This window comes from Variovorax sp. Soil_C_19, from assembly GCF_057657255.1.
Map to the genome: position 1 here is coordinate 349,140 of NZ_JBDGIV010000005.1, position 19,027 is coordinate 368,166.

The window sequence follows — 19,027 nt, forward strand, 5'->3', positions numbered from 1 at the left end:
GCGGCTCCGTGAACATCGGCGACCAGCAGCTGCTCAAGCGCATGAACCGCAGCGTGCTGCTGCGGTTGCTGCGCGCGCAGCCCGGCCTGTCGCGCGCGCGGCTGTCGGGTGCGAGCGGGCTCACCAAGTCCACCGTGAGCCTGCTGGTGCGCGAGCTGCTCGACGAAGGCTGGCTCAGCGAAGCCGGCGCCATCGCGGCCGACGGGCTCGGCCGGCCTTCGACGCCGCTGCGCATCAACACCGGCGTGCGCGCGCTGATGGGCGTGGAGATCGCGGTCGAGACGGTGCGCCTGGCCTGCGTGTCGCTGCAGGGCGAGGTGCTCCATGCCGAGCGCCAGGCGCTGGCCGACAGCGCGCCGGCCGGCGTGTGTGCGCAGGTTGCGCGCATGGCTGCCGCTGCGCACCGGCAACTGCGCCAGGCCGGACTGCAGCTGTCGAGCATCGGCGTGGGCGTGCCCGGCGCGGTCGACGACTGCACCGGCGTGGTCCGCTTCGCGCCCAACCTCGGCTGGCGCAACGTGAGCCTGCTGCCCGCGCTCGAGCAGGCGCTGGCCGAGGCGAAGCTGCCCGGCGTCACTGTGCAGCTGCAGAACGACGCCGACGCCGCAGCGCTCGGCGAGTACGAGTTCGGAAGCGATGGCAGCGGCGACGGCGGCGAGCCGCTGATCTTCGTCAGCTGCGACGTGGGCGTGGGCGCGGGCGTGGTGCTCAACGACCGGCTCTTCACCGGTGCGCAGGGCATGGCAGGCGAGATCGGTCACACCATCCTGCAGCGTGATGGGCCGCGCTGCTCGTGCGGGCGCAACGGCTGCGCCGAGGCGTTCTTCGGATCGCGCGCGCTCGAGCGCGAAGCGCCCGGCGTGGCGCAGGCGGGCGCCTTTCTCGGCGTGCTGCTGCAGAACCTGTGGGTCACCTTCGATCCGCGCGCGATCGTGCTCGGCGGCAAGTCGTGCACCGGCGACGCGCGTTTCGCGGAGGCCGCCTTCGCGCAGGTGCAGCGCCATGCCGAGGCGGCCGGCATGCCCGCGCCCGCGCTGCGCATTGCGCGCTACGGCGAGCTGGCCGCGGCCGTGGGCGCCGCGGCGCTCGCATTGCATGAGTACCTGCGGCCGCTCCAGCCCGATGCGCGTGCGCGCCGGGCCCGCGCCGCACGCATCGCTGCGCCGGCCTGCTGACGAATACCTTGGGCCTAAGCGCGCGGATGCACCGGCTGCAATGCGCGCTGCACCACACGGCCAGTTGCGCATTCGGCCTACGCACATGGCCCGGCGCTTTGGCCTAGCTTGGGTCTTCCGCCACCCCGGTGCCCATCCAGGGACCCTGCCACCGAAAGCGCCTCGCCATGACCGACTCTGCCGTACGCCCCCGTGCGCCTTCCTCGTCCTCATCTCCACACGCAACGCGCTCGGCACTGCTCGTCGCCACGGCCGTGGTCATCGGCCTGGCCGGCCTCGGCCTTGCAGCCGCCGGCGCTTGGCTCGTCATGCTCGGCGGCTCGTGGTACTACCTCGTCGCGGGGCTGGGGCTGCTCGTGGCGGCGCTGCTGCTGCCGCGCGGCGGCGGCGCCGGCCTCTGGGTCTACGCCATCGTGGTCGCGTTCACGCTCGGCTGGGCGCTGTGGGAAGTCGGCTTCGACTGGTGGCCGCTCGCGGCGCGCGGCGATGTGTTCTTCGTCATCGGCGCGTTCCTGCTCACGCCCTGGGTCGCGCGTGCGTTGGCACGGCGCAGCACCGCGAGCGTGGCGCCCGCGCGCGGCTTTCTCGGCGTCGTGCTGCTGGTCTTCCTGGCTGCCGCAGTGGTGGCCATGACGCGCCAGCCGCATCGCATCGAAGGCACGGCCACGCCGCCCGCAGCAACTACTGCCGCGCCGGCCGTTGCCGCAGCTGCCGGCAGCCCGGCCCCGCCCGCTGACGACTGGACCGCCTACGGCGGAACCGGCATGGGCCAGCGCTATTCGGCGCTCGACCAGATCACGCCGGCCAACGTCGGCCAGCTCGAGGAGGCGTGGCACTTTCGCACCGGCGACGTGCGCGGCCAGCCCGGCGATCCGGAGGAGACGACCTTCGAGGTCACGCCACTGAAGATCGGTGAGCGGCTCTTTCTCTGCACGCCGCACCAGTCGGTGGTGGCACTGAACGCCACCACGGGCGAGCAGCTCTGGCGCTACACGCCCGAGATCCGGCGTCCGCTCGCGCTGCAGCACCTGACCTGCCGCGGCCTGTCTTACGACCCCGGCAGCGCCGTGCGCCCTGACGCCACAGCCAGCGCGGGCGCCGACTGCGATGCCAAGCTCTTCATGCCCACGGCCGACGGCCGCGTCATTGCGCTGAACCCCGAAAGCGGCAAGCCCTGCATGCGCTTCGGCGGCGGCAGCGGGCAGATCGACCTGTGGAAGAACATGCCCAACGTGAAGCCCGGCGCGTACTACTCGACCTCGCCTGTGGTGGTGACGAAGTCGCTCCTCATCGTGGGCGGCACGGTGCTCGACAACGTCTCGACCAAGGAGACCTCGGGCGTGATTCGTGCCTTCGACATCGACACCGGCGCGCTGGTCTGGAACTGGGACGCGGGCAACCCCGACGAGACCGCGCCCATCGCACCCGACCGCAGCTACACCGCCAACTCGCCCAACAGCTGGTCGATCTCGAGCGTGGACGAAGCGCTCGGCATGGTCTATGTGCCCATCGGCAACCAGCCGCCCGACCAGTGGGGCGGCAACCGCACCGAAGGCGCCGAGCGCTATTCGTCGTCGGTGGTGGCGCTCGACCTGGCCACGGGCCGCGTGCGCTGGAGCTTCCAGACCGTGCACCACGACCTGTGGGACTACGACGTGCCCTCGCAGCCGACGCTCATCGACCTGCGCGTGGGCAACGACACCGTGCCCGCGCTGGTGCAGCCGACCAAGCAGGGCGAGCTGTTCGTGCTCGACCGGCGCAACGGCGAACCCGTGGTGAAGGTGCATGAGCGCCCCGCGCCGCAGGGTGCGGCCGAGGGCGACCACACCTCGCTCACGCAGCCCGTGTCGGGCCTGTCGTTCGATCCGCCCGCGCTCACGCCGGCCGACATGTGGGGCGGCACGGTGTTCGACCAGCTCGCCTGCCGCATCGCGTTCCACCGGCTGCGCTACGAAGGCCGCTACACGCCGCCGTCCACGCAGGGCTCGCTCATCTATCCGGGCAACTTCGGTGTCTTCAACTGGGGCGGCATCGCGGTCGATCCGCAGCGGCAGCTCGCTTTCACCACGCCGGCGTCGCTGGCCTTCGTGTCGAAGCTGATCCCGCGCGCCGACGACACCACGCTCTACGTGCAGGGCAAGGATCGGCCGAGCGACAGCCTGCCCGCGCTCAACGAGAACTTCGGCGCGCCCTTCGCGGTGCAGCTGCGCGCGTTCACCTCGGTGCTTGGCCTGCCCTGCCAGGCACCGCCCTGGGGCTATGTGGCGGGTGCCGACCTGCGCACCGGCCGCGTGGTGTGGATGCACAAGAACGGCACCGTGCGCGACAGTTCGCCGTTGCCGCTGCCTTTCGCGATGGGCGTGCCGAGCCTCGGCGGGCCGCTCATGACGGCCGGCGGCGTGGCCTTTCTATCGGGCACGCTCGACTACTACATGCGCGCCTACGACGTGACCAACGGCAAGGAGCTCTGGCGCAGCCGCCTGCCGGCGGGCGGACAGGCCACGCCCATGAGCTATCGCGGCAGCGACGGGCGGCAGTATGTGGTGGTGGCCGCGGGCGGCCACGGCTCGCTTGGAACGAAGACCGGGGACAGCGTCATTGCTTACGCGTTGCCGAAGCGCTCGAATTGATCGCCGTATTGAGCCAGCGCACCCGCGGAACCGGCTTCGCCGGGCCGCCGGGTGCGCCCCCCAGTGGGGGGAGGCGCCGAAGGCGCTTCGGGGGGCGTCTATCCTTCGCGCCAGCCGCGCAACCGCCGGTAGAGCGTGCCGCGCGACACGCGCAATTGGCGCGCGGCCTGCGACACGTTGCCGCCGTGCGCGGCGAGTGTTTCCTCGATGAGCTTGCGGCTGTGTTCGCGCAGCGTGCCGGCCTGGGTGGATGAGGCCGGTGCGTCCTGTTCGTCCTCTTCCATTGCCGCCGCCATGTCGCCGTGCGGCACGCTCGGCGTCACCAGCGCCGGCGCCGCCGCATCGCCCGGCACCGCGACCGCATGGCGGAAGTCGGCGCCGTCGGCGGCCTTCAGGCTAGCCTGCACCCACACGCCCAGGCCGCTCGCAAGCCGCAGCGGCTGCGCGGCGTCGCGCCGCTGCAGCCGCAGCAGGCTCGCCAGGTCGTGGCCCAGCATCGACTCGACGTCGCGCTCGCCCGCAGCCTCGGGCAGGCGGCCGATCAGGCGCGCGCCGGCGCCGTTGAGCCAGGCGATGGTGCCGTCGGGCGCCACGCCGGCCAGTGCCTCCATCGGGGTGCCGAGCAGGTTCGGGCTGGCCTGGAAGCGCAGGATCAGGTGGTCGCGCGACTGCGCCTGCAGCAGGCGGTTCTCGATGATCGTGGCATAGAGCGCGACCATCGACGCGGCGTCGAAGCCGAAGCGCCGCGCCTCCGCCGTGAGGTCGAGCACGCCCGCGAGCCGGCCGCTCACATCGCGGATCGGCGCCGCCGCGCACTGCATCTGCGACAGCACCTCGAAGTAGTGCTCCGCGCCGTCGACCGTGCAGGCCTGCCCCGTGGTCGCCACGATGCCGGGCGCCGTGGTGCCCACGATGCGTTCGGAGATGTTCACGCCCACGCGCGCCGTCTTGCGCAGCACCGGCTGGTGGGCCGCGGCGGGGTGCTGTGTCACATGGACCACCACGCCTTCGCGGTCGGTGAGGATCACGCGGCAGTCCGTGCCCGCCAGCGCGCCCTCCATGCTCGCGAGCTCCTGCCGCGCCACGTCGAGCAGCTCGCGGTTGCGCGCCAGCGTGGCATGCAGCCGGCTCGGCGTGACCGCGTCGAACGGCACGATGCGGCGGCGGTCGCTGTGGTTGCGGTTGCAGCGCAGCCACGACTGGATCACCGCCTCGCCGACCAGGCCCGAGGGGCGCACGCCTTCCTCGAAGAACTGCTGCCGCGCGAGCGCCACGCGCTGCGCCGGCGTGGTGGCGAAGAGTTGGCGCGGCGCATTCGCCGTGCCCAGCCTTTCGAATGCCATGGGGTTGCTGCTCCTCGTGGGGTTCTGCCTGCTGCTGCCCCTTCGAATGTGTTCCGCAATGGAACAGCGCCGGACTGGGGAAATCCCGAAGGTGAACGCGGACGCGACGCAAACGATCCTTGCGGCACAAAGGAGACCCACGATGACAAGAACGATCCACCCCGGGCTGCGTCTGCTCGCCGGCGCGCTGCTGTGCCTTGCCAATGCGGCGCCGGTTGCGGCGCAGCAGCAGCAACAACAGGGCACGGCCTCCGATCCGCAGGCGCGCGCCGCCGCCGCCGTGCAGCGCGTCGACGGCAACTTCATCCGCGCCAACGCCGCGCAGAAGAAGACGCCCGACTGGCCGAGCTACGGGCTGGACCACGCCGAGACGCGGTTCAGCCGGCTCGACCAGGTCAACGCCGGCAACGTCAAGCAGCTGGGCCTGGTCTGGTCGTACAACCTCGAATCCACGCGCGGCGTCGAGGCCACGCCGCTCGTGGTCGACGGCATCATGTACGTCACGGCCTCGTGGAGCGTGGTGCATGCGATCGACACGCGCACCGGGCAGCGCCTCTGGAGCTTCGACCCGCAGGTCGACCGCTCGAAGGGCTTTCGCGGCTGCTGCGACGTGGTCAACCGCGGCGTGGCGCTGCACCAGGGCAAGGTCTTCGTCGGCGCCTACGACGGCCGGCTCATCGCGCTCGACGCCGCCAGCGGCCGCAAGCTCTGGGAAAAGAACACCATCGAGGGCCAGAAGGGCAGCTACACCATCACCGGCGCGCCGCGCGTCATCAAGGGCAAGGTCATCATCGGCAACGGCGGCGCCGAGTACGGCGTGCGCGGCTATGTCACCGCCTACGACGCCGCCACGGGCGAACAGAAATGGCGCTGGTTCACCGTGCCGGGCGATCCCTCCAAGCCCTTCGAAGACGAGTCGATGGCGCGCGCCGCCAAGACCTGGGACCCGTCTGGCAAGTACTGGGAGGCTGGCGGCGGCGGCACCGCGTGGGACACCATGGCGTTCGACGCCGACCTCAACCTGATGTACATCGGCACCGGCAACGGCTCGCCGTGGGCGCACAAGAAGCGCAGCCCGCAGGGCGGCGACAACCTCTACCTGAGCTCGATCGTGGCGCTCGACCCCGACACCGGCAAGTACGTGTGGCACTACCAAGAGACGCCCGGCGACAACTGGGACTACACCGCCACGCAGCCCATGATCCTGGCCGACCTCAAGGTCAGCGGCAAGCTGCGCAAGGTGATCCTGCATGCGCCGAAGAACGGCTTCTTCTTCGTCATCGACCGCACCAACGGCAAGTTCATCTCGGCGAAGAACTTCGTCGAGGTGAACTGGGCCACCGGCTACGACGCCAACGGCCGTCCCATCGAGGTGGCCGCCGCGCGCCAGAACCAGAAGCCCGGCGACAGCATTCCCGGGCCGTTCGGCGCGCACAACTGGCACCCGATGTCGTTCAACCCGCAGACCGGGCTGGCCTACATCCCGGCGCAGCATGTGCCGCTGAACCTCATGGACGACAAGGACTGGTCCTTCGACCAGAACGCGCCCGGCCGGCCGCATGCCGCGCTCGGCTGGAACACCGCCATGTTCCTCAATGCGGAGGCGCCCAAGTCGAAGCCCTTCGGCCGCCTTGTCGCCTGGGACCCGGTGAAGCAGAAGGAAGCCTGGGGCGTCGACTACGCCTCGCCGTGGAACGGCGGCACGCTCACCACCGCGGGCAACCTCGTGTTCCAGGGCACGGCCGACGGGCGCCTGGTGGCCTACAACGCCAAGACCGGCGACAAGCTCTGGGAAACGCCCACCGGCACCGGCGTGGTCGCGGCACCGTCCACCTACATGGTCGACGGCAAGCAGTACGTGTCGGTGGCCGTGGGCTGGGGCGGCGTGTACGGCCTCGCGCAGCGCGCCAGCGACCGCCAGGGGCCGGGCACCGTCTACACCTTCGCGGTCGGCGGAAGCGCCAAGATGCCCGAGTTCGTGGAGTACCGGCTGGGCAAGCTGCTGCAGGGCGTCAAGTACGACCCCGCCAAGGTGCAGGCCGGCACCATGCTCTACGTGAGCAACTGCGTCTTCTGCCACGGCGTGCCCGGCGTGGACCGCGGCGGCAACATCCCGAACCTCGGCTACATGGACGCCGCCTACATCGAGAACCTCGACAAGTTCGTGCTCAAGGGCCCGGCCATGTCGCGCGGCATGCCCGACTTCACGGGCAAGCTCTCGGCCGACGACATCGAGAGCATCAAGGCGTTCATCCAGGGCACGGCCGACGCGATACGGCCGAAGTAGCAGGCGCCGTGCCAAAGAAAAAGCCGCCGGCCCGGGAGGGCGGCGGCTTTTTCGCCGAGGGGTCCTAGCTCAGAGGGCTTCAGTCTGCATAGACGCCGGCAGCCTTGATGATCGGGCCCCACTTGGCGATCTCGGCCGCGACGAACTTCTTGTGTTCGGCGGGGTCGGTGCGGTTGTCGGTGACGATCACGGCGCCGAGGCCTTCCTGGCGCTTGATGAAGCCTGGGTCCTTCATCGCGGCCTTGATGGCATCGTTGAGCTTCTTCAGCACCGGGGCCGGCGTGCCCTTGGGCGCATACACGCCGTGCCAGATCGACACTTCGAAGCCCTTCAGGCCGGCTTCGTCGAGCGTGGGCAGATCCTTCAGGGCCGGAGTCGTCAGGCGCTTGGCCGTGGTCACGGCATAGGCCTTGACCTTCTTGGCTTCGATCTGCGGCGTGGTGTTGGTGGTCTGGTCGCACAGCAGGTCGATCTGGCCGCCGAGCAGGTCGGCGATCGCCGGCGCGGTGCCCTTGTAGGGAACCGTGGTCATCTCGAGCTTGACCGCGCTCTGGAACAGCAGGCCGCACAGGTGCGAGGCGGCGCCCAGGCCGGCGTTGCCGAGGTTGATCTTGCCCTTGTTGGCGGCCATCCAGGCGGTCAGTTCCTTGTAGTTGTTGGCCGGCAGCGTGGGCTTGCCGATCAGCGTCATCGGAACTTCGTTGACCATGCCGAGGTATTCGAAGTCGCTCTCGACCTTGAACGGCAGCTTGCGATAGAGCGCGGGCATCGTCGACATGCCGATGTGGTTCAGCAGCAGGGTGTGGCCGTCGGCGTTGGCGCGCGCCACCTTGGCGGTGCCGATCGAGCTGCCGGCACCCGCGGTGTTGTCCACCACGATGGTCGTGCCGAGCGTCTTCTGCAGTGCTTCGGCCAGGTCGCGGGCGACGCGGTCGGTGGGGCCGCCGGCCGCGAACGGGACGACGAGCGTGACGGTCTTGCCTGCCGGGAAGTCCTGGGCAAAGGCGCCGACGGCGGCGGTGGCGATTGCCGTGAAGGCGATGAGTTTTTTCATGGGATCTCCCAAAACGGTTAGACAGTGAAAAGCGGGCGCGATCTTACTGGCTGGCGGGGGCTGGACTCATCCCCAATAGCCCTTAGTTCCACCATCAATGGCCCTTTTGTGGTGAATGCCACGCCAAATAGCGGTTCAATTCCTATTTTTTGGAGACGATCCCATGCCATTGAAGCTCAAGGACCCGACCCTGCTGCGCCAGCAAGCCTGCGTGGCGGGCGCTTGGGTGGACGCCGACGACGGCGCCACCGTGCCCGTGACCAACCCCGCCAATGGCGAGCAGATCGGCACCGTGCCGATGTGCGGCACCGCCGAGACCGAACGTGCCATCGCCGCGGCCGAGAAGGCGCAGAAACCCTGGGCCCGCCTGCCCGCGAAGGAACGCTCGGCCATCCTGCGCCGGCTCAACGACCTGATGCTCGCGAACGTGGACGACCTGGCGCTCATCATGACCACCGAGCAGGGCAAGCCGCTGGCCGAAAGCCGCGGCGAGATCGCCTATGCCGCCTCGTTCATCGAGTGGTTCGCCGAAGAGGCGCGCCGCGTCTACGGCGACACCATTCCCGCGCCGCAGGCCGATCGCCGCATCCTCGCGCTCAAGCAGCCCGTGGGCGTCACGGCCGCGATCACGCCGTGGAACTTTCCCGCCGCCATGCTCACGCGCAAGGCCGGCCCCGCGCTCGCGGCCGGCTGCTCGATGGTGGTGAAGCCCGCCACCCAGACGCCGTTCTCGGCGCTGGCCTTCGCCGAGCTCGCGCAGCGCGCGGGCGTGCCCGACGGGGTGCTGTCGGTGCTCACCGGTTCGGCCAGCAAGATCGGCGGAGAGATGACGCGCAGCCCCGTCGTGCGCAAGCTCAGCTTCACGGGCTCCACCGAGGTGGGCCGCACGCTCATGAAGCAGTCGGCCGACACCATCAAGAAGCTCTCGCTCGAGCTCGGCGGCAATGCGCCTTTCATCGTGTTCGACGATGCCGACATCGACGCCGCGGTCGAAGGCGCGATGGTCTCCAAGTACCGCAACACCGGCCAGACCTGCGTCTGCGCCAACCGCATCTACGTGCAGCGCGGCGTGCTCGAGACCTTCACGCAGAAGCTGGTCGAGCGCGTGCGTGCGCTCAAGGTCGGCGACGGCACCGAGCCCGGCGTCAACCAGGGTCCGTTGATCGATGACAAGGCGATCGAGAAGATCGAGCAGCATGTGGCCGATGCCGTGGCCAAGGGTGCCAAGGTGCTGGTCGGCGGCAAGCGCCATGCGCTCGGCGGCCTCTTCTACGAGCCCACCGTGATCGGCGGCGCCACGCCCGCGATGCTGTTCGCGCGCGAGGAGAGCTTCGGCCCGCTCGCGCCGGTGTTCGCCTTCGACACCGAGGACGAGGCCATCGCCGCCGCCAACGACACCGAGTTCGGCCTTGCCGCCTACTTCTACAGCCGCGACATCGGCCGCATCATGCGCGTGGCCGAAGCGCTCGAATCGGGCATCGTCGGCGTCAACACCGGCCTCGTCTCCACGGCCGAAGCGCCCTTCGGCGGCGTGAAGCAGTCGGGGCTCGGACGCGAGGGCTCGAAATACGGCCTCGACGACTTCCTCGAGGTGAAGTACGTCTGCCTCGCCGGGCTCGACAAGTAGCTGACCGCCTTGCAGTTCGTCTGAGCCGTTAATCTGCGTAAGCGGAAATTTCCGCCCGTCGAGCTGTCCGACAGGCAGCCCCGGCAACGGCCGATGGGTGGAGGACGGCAAGGGCATACGGTGGAACTTCGTTGTCTCGGAAAACCACCGGAAAAGGAGTTCTTCGCCATGCCCACCATCACCTCTTCGCTCGACGGAATGAAGGTTGCCATCCTTGTCGCGGACGGCTTCGAGCAGGCCGAGATGACCGAGCCGCGCAAGGTGCTCGAAAGCGCCGGCGCCGAGACGCTGATCGTCTCGCCGCTCGATGGCAGCGTGCGCGGCTGGAAGCAGCTTTCGCCGGCGGACACCTTCGAGGTCGATGTGCCGCTGCAGGGCGCGAACCCCGACGATTTCGACGCGCTGCTCTTGCCCGGTGGCGTGGCCAACCCCGATGCGCTTCGCACCGACGCCCAGGCCGTGGCCTTCGTGCGCGCCTTCGTCGAGAGCGGCAAGCCGATCGCCGCGATCTGCCATGGCCCGTGGACGCTGATCGACGCGGGCGGTGCCAGGGGCCGCAGGATGACCTCGTGGCCCTCGCTGCGCGCCGACCTGGAGAACGCCGGTGCGCAATGGACCGACAAGGAGGTCGTGGTCGACCATGCGCTGGTCACCAGCCGCAAGCCCGACGACCTGCCCGCCTTCAACCGCGAGATGGTGAAGCTCTTCGAACTCGCGAACGAGCCGGCGATCCATTGACAGCGGCCGACGCGGCCGACGCGGCCGGTGACTCGCGCGGGCCGGTGTAGCGCGCCCGCGGCCGTATCAGTTGCCCCGAGGCCTGCTGCTCGAGCACGTGCGCGGTCCAGCCCACGCTGCGTGCCAGCGCAAACAGCGTCAGCGGCGCATCGGCCGGCAGCTTGTGCGCAGCCGCGAGCGCGGCCAGGGCGAAGTCGATGTTCACCGGCTCGCCGAGCAGCTTCTCGCCTGCGGCGCGCAGTGAGGCGAACGCGGGCGGAAGGTCGAACGTGCCCGCCAGCAGCGCGGCGCAGCGCGCATCGCCGGCGGGGTAGAGCGGATGGCCGAAGGCCGCGAGCGGCCGGTCGTGCGCGAGCCATTCGCGCAGCGTCGCTTCGCTGCCGATGTAGTCGGCGCTGCGCACCATCGCCTGCACGGCCGCCGCCGCCGCACCGCCGTGCAGCGGACCGGTCAGCGTGGCCAGCCCCGTGAGCAGGCAGGCCGAGAGCGATGCGCCGGTCGATGCCGTCACGCGCGCGGCGAAGGTCGAGGCGTTGAGTTCGTGGTCGGCCAGCAGTACCAGCGCGCGGCGCAGCACGTCGGCCGCGCGCGGACGCCGCCAGGCCGCCGCCAGGCGCATGTGCAGCGGCACGGCGCGCGCAGCCCGCATGCCGAGCAGTGCATCGGCGAGCGTGCCGATCACTTCGGCCGCCTCCGCCTGCAGCACCGCGGGCGAACGGCCGCGCGTCGGTGCGTCGTTCGCGGCGCGGGCCGCGAGCGCGACCAGCCCGGCCTGCAGCGGCATCGCATGGCCCGGCTGCGGCGTTGCCGCAGCACCAGCACCGCCGTCGAAGTGCGGCGGCGCGCAGGCCCACAGCAGGCCGGCTGCTTCCTCGAGCGTCGCGTGCTGCGCGAGCGCGCAGGCATCGTGCCCGCGGTACAGCAGCCGGCCCTCGGCCACGGTCGACACGGCGGAGGGCAGCACCGGCTCGCCCCACTGGATCGCCTCGCTCGCCACCGCCTCGCTGCTGCGCCGGCCGCGCGTGCGGGCCGCGATGCGCTGCACGTCGTCGCGGTGGTAGAGGCTGCGCCGCGGATCGGCCACATCGGGGCGGGCGCGCACGCGGCCGCGGCTCACGTTGGCATAGAGCGTCTGCGGCCGCACCTGCATCAGCGCGAGTGCGTCAGCAGCGGGGAGCCAGAGCGGTGTCTTGGTGGTCATGTTGATGCAATAAATCAAGATTGACGTCAATGCCAGTGTGGCCAGAATCGTCTCATCGTGCAATCACAAGGAGCAAGAACGATGAACCAGGACGATGGCAGCCTCGAAGGCGTGGTGGCCGCCCACACCGTGTTGTCCGAGGTCGACGGCGCGGCGGGGCGGCTGGTGATCCGCGGCCACGAACTCGGCGAGATCGCGGGCCGCTGGCAGTTCGAAGATGCGGTGGCGCTGCTGTTCGAAGGCTTCTTCGACGCACTGCCCAAGGCAGCGGCCCTGCGCACCGCGCTGGGCCGTGCGCGCCGCGATGCCTTCGAGCGGCTGCAGCCCGGCGACGACGCCATGCTGCGCAGGCTGCCGCCCATAGAGGCGGTGCGCGCGCTGCTTGCGCGCCTGCCCGATGGCGACGACCTGGCCACCGCGCTGCGCCTCGTGGCCGCGCCCGCCGTATACACGGCTGCCGTCATGCGCTGGCGCCTCGGCGTGCCGGCGCTCGCGCCCGACGAAGCGCTGCCGCAGGCCGCCGACATGCTGCGCATGCTGCACGGCCGCCTGCCGACCCAGGCGCAGGCTGCGGCGCTCGACGCCTACCTCGTCACCGTCAGCGACCACGGCCTCAATGCCTCGACCTTCGCCGCACGCGTGGTCGCATCGACCGGCGCGGGGCTCGCCTCGGCCGTGCTCGCGGGCATCAGCGCGCTCAAGGGGCCGCTGCATGGCGGCGCGCCCGGGCCGGTGCTCGATGCGCTCGATGCGATCGGCAGTGCCGAGCGTGCGCGCGCATGGCTCGAGGCCGCCGTGGCCGACGGCCAGCGCCTGATGGGCTTTGGCCATCGCATCTACCGCGTGCGCGATCCGCGCGCCGATGCGCTCAAGGCCGCGCTGCAGCGGCTCAGTGCCGAAGGCGGCGTGGACGCCGCGCGCTTTGCGCTGGCCGAGGCGGCGGAGCAGGCAGCGCTCGCGATCCTGCGCGAGAAGAAGCCCGGCCGCGCGCTCGAGACCAACGTCGAGTTCTATACCGCGCTGCTGCTCGAGGCGCTGGGCTTCGGCCGCGAGAGCTTCACTTGCGTGTTCGCCGCGGGCCGCGTGAGCGGATGGCTCGCGCATGCGCGCGAGCAGGTGAAGAAAGGGCGGCTGATCCGGCCGCAGTCGGTGTACATCGGCCCCGCGCCCGAGCCGGCCGCCGAAGCCGCGCTCGCCGACTGACCGGCCCGTCGCCCCCGCTGCGGGGGTGGGCCGCGGTGTTCCGGTACGCTTCGCCGGTCGATCCGCAACGCGAAAGCACCGTTCCAACACCATGGCGGCCTCACCAGTTCCTTCTTCTTCCTCCTTCGATCGCGCGCAGCGCCTGCCCGTCCGCTTCGCGTGGACCGTGATCGCCGTCCACGCCGCGCTGTTCGTGCTGGGCATGGTGCTACAGCTGCTGCCGACCTCGCCGAACAGCGAGCAGATGCGCGGCGTCTATGCGCAGCCGGGCGTGTGGATTCCGCTGCTGTCGCGCACCGTGACGGTGTGGCTGCTGGCCGCCACGCTCGCCTGGTGCCATGCGCGCCAGGCGCTCGATCTGCGCGGTTCGGCGCGCGTGTCGCAGCTGCGCGGCCCCGGCCGCCGCTTTGCGGCCATGTACCTGGCCGCGATGGTCGTCAACTACGTGGCGCTGAGCCCGCTGCTTTACCAGGTGCAGGTGCTCTTCATGCCAGGCGGTGCGCTGCATGAGCATGTGGCGATGTACGGCCTGCGCTCGATCCTCGCAGCCTCGATGCTGGTGCAGTCGGTGCTGCAGATGCTGCTGCTCGTCGCCATCGTGTGGCTCGCGGCCTGGTTTGCGCTGCGCGAGCGTGGCGCCGCTGCGCCGGCTGCGGCCCCAGCGGATGCTGCCGCACCGCGGGCCAACATCGGCGCATCGCCGCGCCGTGCCATCGCACTCGTGGTGGGCACCACCTTCGTCGCGCTGCAGATGTGGGTCGGCAACATCGCGAGCGCCTGGGTCGACACCTCGCGCGACACGAACCTGCTGCCGCTGCTGCTCGGCTGGTTCGGGGTGCCGCTGCTGGTCTGGGCGCTGGCCGCCTGGGGCGGCTGGCTCGGCGCTGCGCCGGGGCCGGCACGGGCCCGCCCGTTCCGCGCCGTGGCGGCGGCTTCGGCGACCTTCGTGCTGCTGCAGGTGATCTGCGCCGCGGTCGCGCTCGGCGGGCTGTTGTGGGTCGCGAGCATGGGCTATTCGAGCACCAGCAGCGATGCGCGCGCGCTCGGCCTGGCGATCGTGCTGGTGGTGGTCTACCTCGTGCTGCTGGTGGTGCTGGCGCGCGCGATGGTGCGCGGTTTCTACCGCCGCTACTTGTAGCTGCGCGCGTCCTCGATCACCTTGCCGTCGTTCGGCAGTGTGCCTGGCGCCACCAGTTCGATGGTGCCGCGCAGCTTGGTCACCTCGCGCACCGCATCGGCAACGCGCGCCGCCATGCCTTCGGGCGCGGCCGCGCATTCGAGCCGGAGCGTCATCTGGTCGTCGCCCATCTCGCCCGACACCACGAGCCGCGCGCGCACGATCTCGGGAAAGCGGCGCGCGACGTCGGCCACCTGCGAGGGGTGCACGAACATGCCGCGCACCTTGGTGGTCTGGTCGGCGCGCCCGAGCCAGCCCTTGATGCGCTTGTTGGTGCGGCCCGTGGGGCAGGTGCCCGCCAGCACGGCCGACAGGTCGCCGGTGCCGAAGCGCACCAGCGGGTAGTCGGGGTTGAAGGTGGTCACCACGATCTCGCCCACCTCGCCGTCGGGCACCGGGTCGCCGGTGCCGGGGCGCACGATCTCCAGCAGCACGCCCTCGTCGACCACCAGGCCTTCGCGCGCGCTCGTCTCGTAGGCGATGAGCCCGAGGTCGGCCGTGGCATAGCACTGCGTGCCCCGCACGCCGCGCGCGGCGATCCAGTCGTGCAGGCTCGGCGGAAAGGCCTCGCCCGAGACCATGGCCTTGGTCAGCGAGGGCAGCTTCTGCGACTTTTCTTCGGCCTTCTCGAGCAGGATCTTCAAAAAGCTCGGCGTGCCCACGTAGCCGGTTGGCTTCAGGTCGACGATGGCCTCGAGCTGCTGCTCGGTCTGGCCGGTGCCGCCCGCAAACACGGTGCAGCCCAGCGCGAGCGCGCCGCTTTCCATGATCGCGCCCGCAGGCGTCATGTGGTAGCTGAAGCTGTTGTGGATGAGCTCGCCGCCGCGAAAGCCCGCCGCATGCAGCGCACGCGCCGTGCGCCAGTAGTCGCGCGCCTCGCCTTCGGGCTCGTAGATGGTGCCCGGGCTCGCGAACACGCGCGGCATGCGCGCGCCCCGCCCGATGGCCGAGAAGCCGCCGAAGGGGTCGCTTTCGCGGTGCTGCTTCTGGCGTTCGAGCAGTTCCGACTTGCGCGTCACGGGCAGCTTCGCGAGCGCCTCGCGCGTCGTGATGTCCGCAGGCTTCACCCCGTCGAGGATCTGCACGAAGGCCGGCGCCGCGGTCTGCGCCTGCGTGAGCTGCTTCGGCAGCGCCGCCAGCAGGTCGCGCTCGCGTTCGGCCGGGTCGCGGATTTCGAGGGCGTCGTAGAAATCAGTCATGGATCGAGTGCCCTTCTTCAAGCCAGCCACCGCTTGCGGCGCTTGTAGCTCTTCACGTCGCGAAAGCTTTTGCGGTCCGTGCCGCCCATGCCGAGGTAGAACTCCTTCACGTCCTCGTTCTCGCGCAAGCTCTTTGCGGCGTCGTCCATCACGATGCGGCCGTTCTCGAGGATGTAGCCGTAGTCGGCATAGCGCAGCGCCATGTTGGTGTTCTGCTCGGCCAGCAGGAAGGTCACGCGTTCCTTGGTGTTGAGGTCTTTGACGATCTCGAACACCTCCTCGACGATCTGCGGCGCCAGGCCCATCGAGGGCTCGTCGAGCAGCACCATCGTCGGGTTGGCCATGAGCGCGCGGCCGATGGCGCACATCTGCTGCTCGCCGCCCGAGGTGTAGGCCGCCTGCGAAGTGCGCCGCGTCTTCAGGCGCGGAAAGTACGCGTACACCTTCTCGAGCGTCTGCTGCACCGCGGCCTTGCCGTCGCTGCGCGTGTAGGCGCCGGTCATCAGGTTCTCTTCGATGGTCAGGTGCGCGAAGCAGTGGCGCCCCTCCATCACCTGGATCAGCCCGCGCTGCACCAGCGCGGCCGGCGACAGCGCCTCGATGCGCTCGCCGCGCAGTTCGATCGTGCCCTTGGTCACCGCGCCACGCTCGCCCGCGAGCAGGTTGCTCACCGCGCGCAGCGTGGTGGTCTTGCCCGCGCCGTTGCCGCCGAGCAGCGCCACGATGCCGCCTTCGGGCACCGTGAGCGACACGCCCTTGAGCACGAGGATCACGTGGTTGTAGATGACCTCGATGCCGTTGACGTTGAGGAGGATGTTGGGTTCGCTCATGGTGTGGTCCGAAGCATGTGAAAGGCTTGGCGTGCGTTGGTGCGTGCCTGCCTTTCAGATGCCGGCTCCCGGGGAGCCGACGAAAGAGGGGCGCCGCGCTGTGCGCAGGCCGCCCTCGACGCGATCAGCAGGCGCGTGGCTTGACGTTCTTTTCCTTCGCGTACTTCTCCGCGTATTCCTTGATCAGCGGATCGATGTAGGTCTTCTCGGACTGGTACCAGTCGGACTTAATCTGCCACTTGGCGCCGTCCCATTGGATGATGCGTGCCCAGTCGTCGCCCATGTGGTTGCTGCACGAGGTCTTGACCGGCCGCATGATCTCGCCGAAGCCCAGCGCCTTGAGCTTGTCGGCCGTGAGGTTCAGGTTCTCGAAGCCCCAGCGAACCTGCTCGGGCGTCAGCGCCTTGCCCTTGCCGTACTTCTCCTGTGCGGCGCGGATCGCTTCGACCTGCAGCATCGAGATCATCATGCCGCGGGTGTGCGCGATCGAGCCGATGCCTTCGGCCGAGCCCGTGCCCTGGCCCTTGTCGTACACCATCTTCTTCAGGTCGTCGTGGACCTTGTCCTTGGCCGCGCTGTTGTGCAGCGTGATCGCGTTGTAGCCCTTGGCGCCGGCGCCGATGTCCTTCACGTCATGGTCCGAGCCGGCCCACCAGATCGCGTAGATCTTCTCGCGCGGATAGCCGCTGGCCTGCGCCTCGCGGATGCCGGCGGGCGTCATCACGCCGGCCGACCAGAACAGCACGTAGTCGGGCTTCTGCTGGCGGATCTGCAGCCAGGTCGACTTCTGCTCCACGCCGGGCGGCGTGACCGGGAACAGCGACACCTCGAAGCCCTGCGCCGCGGCACGCTTCTGCAGCAGCGGGATCGGCTCCTTGCCGTAGGGCGAGTCGTGATAGACCAGCGCGATCTTCTTGCCCTTGAGGTTGCCCTTCTCCTTCTTGGCGATGTCCTGGATCATCACGTCGGTGGCGGTCCAGTAGGTGCCCAGGAGCGGAAAGTTCCACTCGAACACCGTGCCGTCGGCCGACTGCGACAGGCCATAGCCCGGCGTCTCGACCGGCACCTTGTCGACGAAGGCCTTGTCGGTCACGGCAAAGGTGATGCCGGTCGACTGCGTGTCGAAGCCCGAGGCGCCCGAGCCCTTGCCCTTCAGGCGCTCGTAGCACTCCACGCCCTTGGCCGCGTCGTAGGCGGTTTCGCATTCTTCGTACGTCAGCTTGACGCCGTTGACGCCGCCGTCGCGCGCGTTCACCAGCTTCAGGTAGTCCTGCTTGCCGTCGGCCCATGGAATGCCCAGCGGTGCGAACTGGCCGGTGCGGTACACCAGCAGCGGCACGAACTGCTCGGCCGACTGGGCCTGCGCGAGCGAGCCCGCGACGACCATCGAAAGCCCCGCAGCGGCAAGTGCCGCGGTGCGTGCGAGATTCCTGAATTGCATGGCTTGTCTCCTTGTAATGAGCACGGGTGTGCGTAGTGAAACGGGTTCGGTCAGTGAGGGAAGGGCCACAGCCGCAGCTTCTGCCGCGCGGTGGACCACAGGCGCGCGAGGCCGTGCGGCTCGACGATCAAAAAGAACACGATCAGCGCGCCGAAGATCATGTGCTCCAGGTGCGATGCCGTGGCCGTGGAGATCGACAGCCCGAGCCAGTGCGGCACGTAGTTCAAGAAGAGGGGCAGCAGCACGATGAAGGCCGCGCCGAAGAAGCTGCCGGCAATGGAGCCCAGTCCGCCGATGATGATCATGAACAGCAGCTGCAGCGACTTGTCGATGCCGAAGGCCGCCGGCTCCCAGGCGCCCAGGTGCACGAAGCCCCATAGCGCGCCGGCCACGCCGACGATGAAGCTGCTCACCGCGAAGGCCGTCAGCTTGGCGTACACCGGCCGGATGCCGATCACCGCGGCCGCCACGTCCATGTCGCGCATCGCCATCCATTCGCGGCCGATCGCGCCGCGCACCAGGTTCTTGGCCAAGAGCGCGAACACCACCACCAGGCTCAGGCACAGCAGGTACTTCTGCATCGGCGTGCTCAGCTCGTAGCCGAACATCTGCAGCGTGTTGACGCTCACCGAGCCCGACGACGAATCGTTGGTGACCCACTTCACCCGGTTGGTGAACCAGTCCATGAAGAACTGCGCCGCCAGCGTGGCCACCGCCAGGTACAGCCCGCGGATGCGCAGGCTCGGAATGCCGAACAGCACGCCCACCAGCGTGGCGGCCAGCCCGCCGCCGATCAGCGCCACCAAAAGCGGCATGCCCTCGATGCGCACCTGCAGGTTGTAGGCCGCATAGGCGCCCACCGCCATGAAGGCGCCGGTGCCCAGCGAGATCTGCCCGCAGTAGCCGACCAGGATGTTGAGGCCGATGGCCGCCAGCGCCAGGATCAGGAAGGGGATCAGCACCGCGCGGAAGCTGTAGTCGCTCGCCAGCATCGGCACCGCGATGAAGGCGATGGCCGCGAAGGCCAGCATGGCCCATCGGTCCTGCGCGATCGGGAACAGCGCGAGGTCGGCGCGGTAGCTGCTCTTGAATTGGCCGTTTTCTCTGTAGAACATGCCTATA

14 protein-coding genes are annotated in these 19,027 nt (G+C 69.7%); 7 read left to right on the forward strand and 7 right to left on the reverse strand.

Annotation, left to right across the window (positions count from 1 at the left end; all coding sequences use genetic code 11):
- Positions 1-8: 8 nt before the first annotated feature.
- Both AC3A6R_RS13910 and AC3A6R_RS13915 read left to right on the forward strand, forming a co-directional pair.
- Positions 9-1,175, forward strand: coding sequence for an ROK family transcriptional regulator (locus tag AC3A6R_RS13910; RefSeq protein ID WP_487864614.1), 1,167 nt, complete (start codon positions 9-11; stop codon positions 1,173-1,175).
- Between the two features lie 167 nt (positions 1,176-1,342).
- A complete protein-coding gene (locus AC3A6R_RS13915) occupies positions 1,343-3,805 on the forward strand; it encodes a membrane-bound PQQ-dependent dehydrogenase, glucose/quinate/shikimate family (protein WP_487864615.1) in 2,463 nt (820 codons plus the stop codon).
- A gap of 98 nt (positions 3,806-3,903) precedes the next feature.
- Here the strand turns inward: AC3A6R_RS13915 and AC3A6R_RS13920 are convergent, their stop codons facing one another.
- Positions 3,904-5,148 carry a helix-turn-helix domain-containing protein gene (locus AC3A6R_RS13920; RefSeq protein ID WP_487864616.1) on the reverse strand — a complete coding sequence of 415 codons (1,245 nt, stop codon included), beginning with the start codon at positions 5,146-5,148 and terminating at the stop codon, positions 3,904-3,906.
- 142 nt (positions 5,149-5,290) lie between these two features.
- Between AC3A6R_RS13920 and AC3A6R_RS13925 the strand changes: the two genes are divergently transcribed.
- Positions 5,291-7,435, forward strand: a complete 2,145-nt coding sequence (locus AC3A6R_RS13925; protein WP_487864617.1) for a PQQ-dependent dehydrogenase, methanol/ethanol family — start codon at positions 5,291-5,293, stop codon at positions 7,433-7,435.
- A 79-nt stretch (positions 7,436-7,514) separates the two neighbouring features.
- On the opposite strand, the gene AC3A6R_RS13930 is transcribed toward AC3A6R_RS13925, so the two are convergent.
- Positions 7,515-8,489: a tripartite tricarboxylate transporter substrate-binding protein gene (locus AC3A6R_RS13930; RefSeq protein ID WP_487860994.1), complete on the reverse strand. Its 975-nt coding sequence runs from the start codon at positions 8,487-8,489 to the stop codon at positions 7,515-7,517.
- Between the two features lie 163 nt (positions 8,490-8,652).
- Between AC3A6R_RS13930 and AC3A6R_RS13935 the strand changes: the two genes are divergently transcribed.
- A complete protein-coding gene (locus AC3A6R_RS13935; RefSeq protein WP_487860995.1) occupies positions 8,653-10,116 on the forward strand; it encodes an NAD-dependent succinate-semialdehyde dehydrogenase in 1,464 nt (487 codons plus the stop codon).
- Between the two features lie 168 nt (positions 10,117-10,284).
- The gene (locus AC3A6R_RS13940; protein ID WP_487864618.1) at positions 10,285-10,854 is read left to right on the forward strand and encodes a type 1 glutamine amidotransferase domain-containing protein; all 570 of its coding nucleotides are present in this window, start codon (positions 10,285-10,287) and stop codon (positions 10,852-10,854) included.
- Here the strand turns inward: AC3A6R_RS13940 and AC3A6R_RS13945 are convergent.
- Positions 10,799-12,055 (reverse strand): citrate synthase, encoded by a 1,257-nt coding sequence (locus AC3A6R_RS13945; protein WP_487864619.1) that lies wholly within the window; start codon positions 12,053-12,055, stop codon positions 10,799-10,801. The genes AC3A6R_RS13940 and AC3A6R_RS13945 overlap by 56 nt on opposite strands.
- Positions 12,056-12,136: 81 nt before the next feature.
- Between AC3A6R_RS13945 and AC3A6R_RS13950 the strand changes: the two genes are divergently transcribed.
- Positions 12,137-13,258 carry a citrate synthase/methylcitrate synthase gene (locus AC3A6R_RS13950; protein WP_487864620.1) on the forward strand — a complete coding sequence of 374 codons (1,122 nt, stop codon included), beginning with the start codon at positions 12,137-12,139 and terminating at the stop codon, positions 13,256-13,258.
- Between the two features lie 91 nt (positions 13,259-13,349).
- Positions 13,350-14,396 (forward strand): hypothetical protein, encoded by a 1,047-nt coding sequence (locus AC3A6R_RS13955; protein ID WP_487864621.1) that lies wholly within the window; start codon positions 13,350-13,352, stop codon positions 14,394-14,396.
- On the opposite strand, the gene AC3A6R_RS13960 is transcribed toward AC3A6R_RS13955, so the two are convergent.
- The 4 genes from AC3A6R_RS13960 to AC3A6R_RS13975 form a co-directional block, all read right to left on the reverse strand.
- Complete coding sequence (locus AC3A6R_RS13960; RefSeq protein ID WP_487864622.1) at positions 14,387-15,634, reverse strand: phenylacetate--CoA ligase family protein; 1,248 nt, start codon at positions 15,632-15,634, stop codon at positions 14,387-14,389. The two genes, AC3A6R_RS13955 and AC3A6R_RS13960, sit on opposite strands and share 10 nt — an antisense overlap.
- Before the next feature lie 17 nt (positions 15,635-15,651).
- Complete coding sequence (locus tag AC3A6R_RS13965; RefSeq protein ID WP_487861001.1) at positions 15,652-16,464, reverse strand: ABC transporter ATP-binding protein; 813 nt, start codon at positions 16,462-16,464, stop codon at positions 15,652-15,654.
- Between the two features lie 124 nt (positions 16,465-16,588).
- Positions 16,589-17,905 carry an ABC transporter substrate-binding protein gene (locus AC3A6R_RS13970; protein WP_487861002.1) on the reverse strand — a complete coding sequence of 439 codons (1,317 nt, stop codon included), beginning with the start codon at positions 17,903-17,905 and terminating at the stop codon, positions 16,589-16,591.
- Between the two features lie 50 nt (positions 17,906-17,955).
- Entirely contained in the window at positions 17,956-19,020 is a 1,065-nt protein-coding gene (locus AC3A6R_RS13975) for a branched-chain amino acid ABC transporter permease (protein WP_487861003.1), read from the reverse strand.
- Positions 19,021-19,027: the final 7 nt, after the last annotated feature.

What these genes read in the sequence shown, in the direction of transcription:
- AC3A6R_RS13915 (WP_487864615.1), top strand. Translation starts at nt 1,343, where the DNA reads ATGACCGACTCTGCCGTACGCCCCCGTGCGCCTTCCTCGTCCTCATCT.
- AC3A6R_RS13920 (WP_487864616.1), bottom strand. Translation starts at nt 5,148, where the DNA reads ATGGCATTCGAAAGGCTGGGCACGGCGAATGCGCCGCGCCAACTCTTC.
- AC3A6R_RS13925 (WP_487864617.1), top strand. Translation starts at nt 5,291, where the DNA reads ATGACAAGAACGATCCACCCCGGGCTGCGTCTGCTCGCCGGCGCGCTG.
- AC3A6R_RS13930 (WP_487860994.1), bottom strand. Translation starts at nt 8,489, where the DNA reads ATGAAAAAACTCATCGCCTTCACGGCAATCGCCACCGCCGCCGTCGGC.
- AC3A6R_RS13935 (WP_487860995.1), top strand. Translation starts at nt 8,653, where the DNA reads ATGCCATTGAAGCTCAAGGACCCGACCCTGCTGCGCCAGCAAGCCTGC.
- AC3A6R_RS13940 (WP_487864618.1), top strand. Translation starts at nt 10,285, where the DNA reads ATGCCCACCATCACCTCTTCGCTCGACGGAATGAAGGTTGCCATCCTT.
- AC3A6R_RS13945 (WP_487864619.1), bottom strand. Translation starts at nt 12,055, where the DNA reads ATGACCACCAAGACACCGCTCTGGCTCCCCGCTGCTGACGCACTCGCG.
- AC3A6R_RS13950 (WP_487864620.1), top strand. Translation starts at nt 12,137, where the DNA reads ATGAACCAGGACGATGGCAGCCTCGAAGGCGTGGTGGCCGCCCACACC.
- AC3A6R_RS13955 (WP_487864621.1), top strand. Translation starts at nt 13,350, where the DNA reads ATGGCGGCCTCACCAGTTCCTTCTTCTTCCTCCTTCGATCGCGCGCAG.
- AC3A6R_RS13960 (WP_487864622.1), bottom strand. Translation starts at nt 15,634, where the DNA reads ATGACTGATTTCTACGACGCCCTCGAAATCCGCGACCCGGCCGAACGC.
- AC3A6R_RS13965 (WP_487861001.1), bottom strand. Translation starts at nt 16,464, where the DNA reads ATGAGCGAACCCAACATCCTCCTCAACGTCAACGGCATCGAGGTCATC.
- AC3A6R_RS13970 (WP_487861002.1), bottom strand. Translation starts at nt 17,905, where the DNA reads ATGCAATTCAGGAATCTCGCACGCACCGCGGCACTTGCCGCTGCGGGG.
- AC3A6R_RS13975 (WP_487861003.1), bottom strand. Translation starts at nt 19,020, where the DNA reads ATGTTCTACAGAGAAAACGGCCAATTCAAGAGCAGCTACCGCGCCGAC.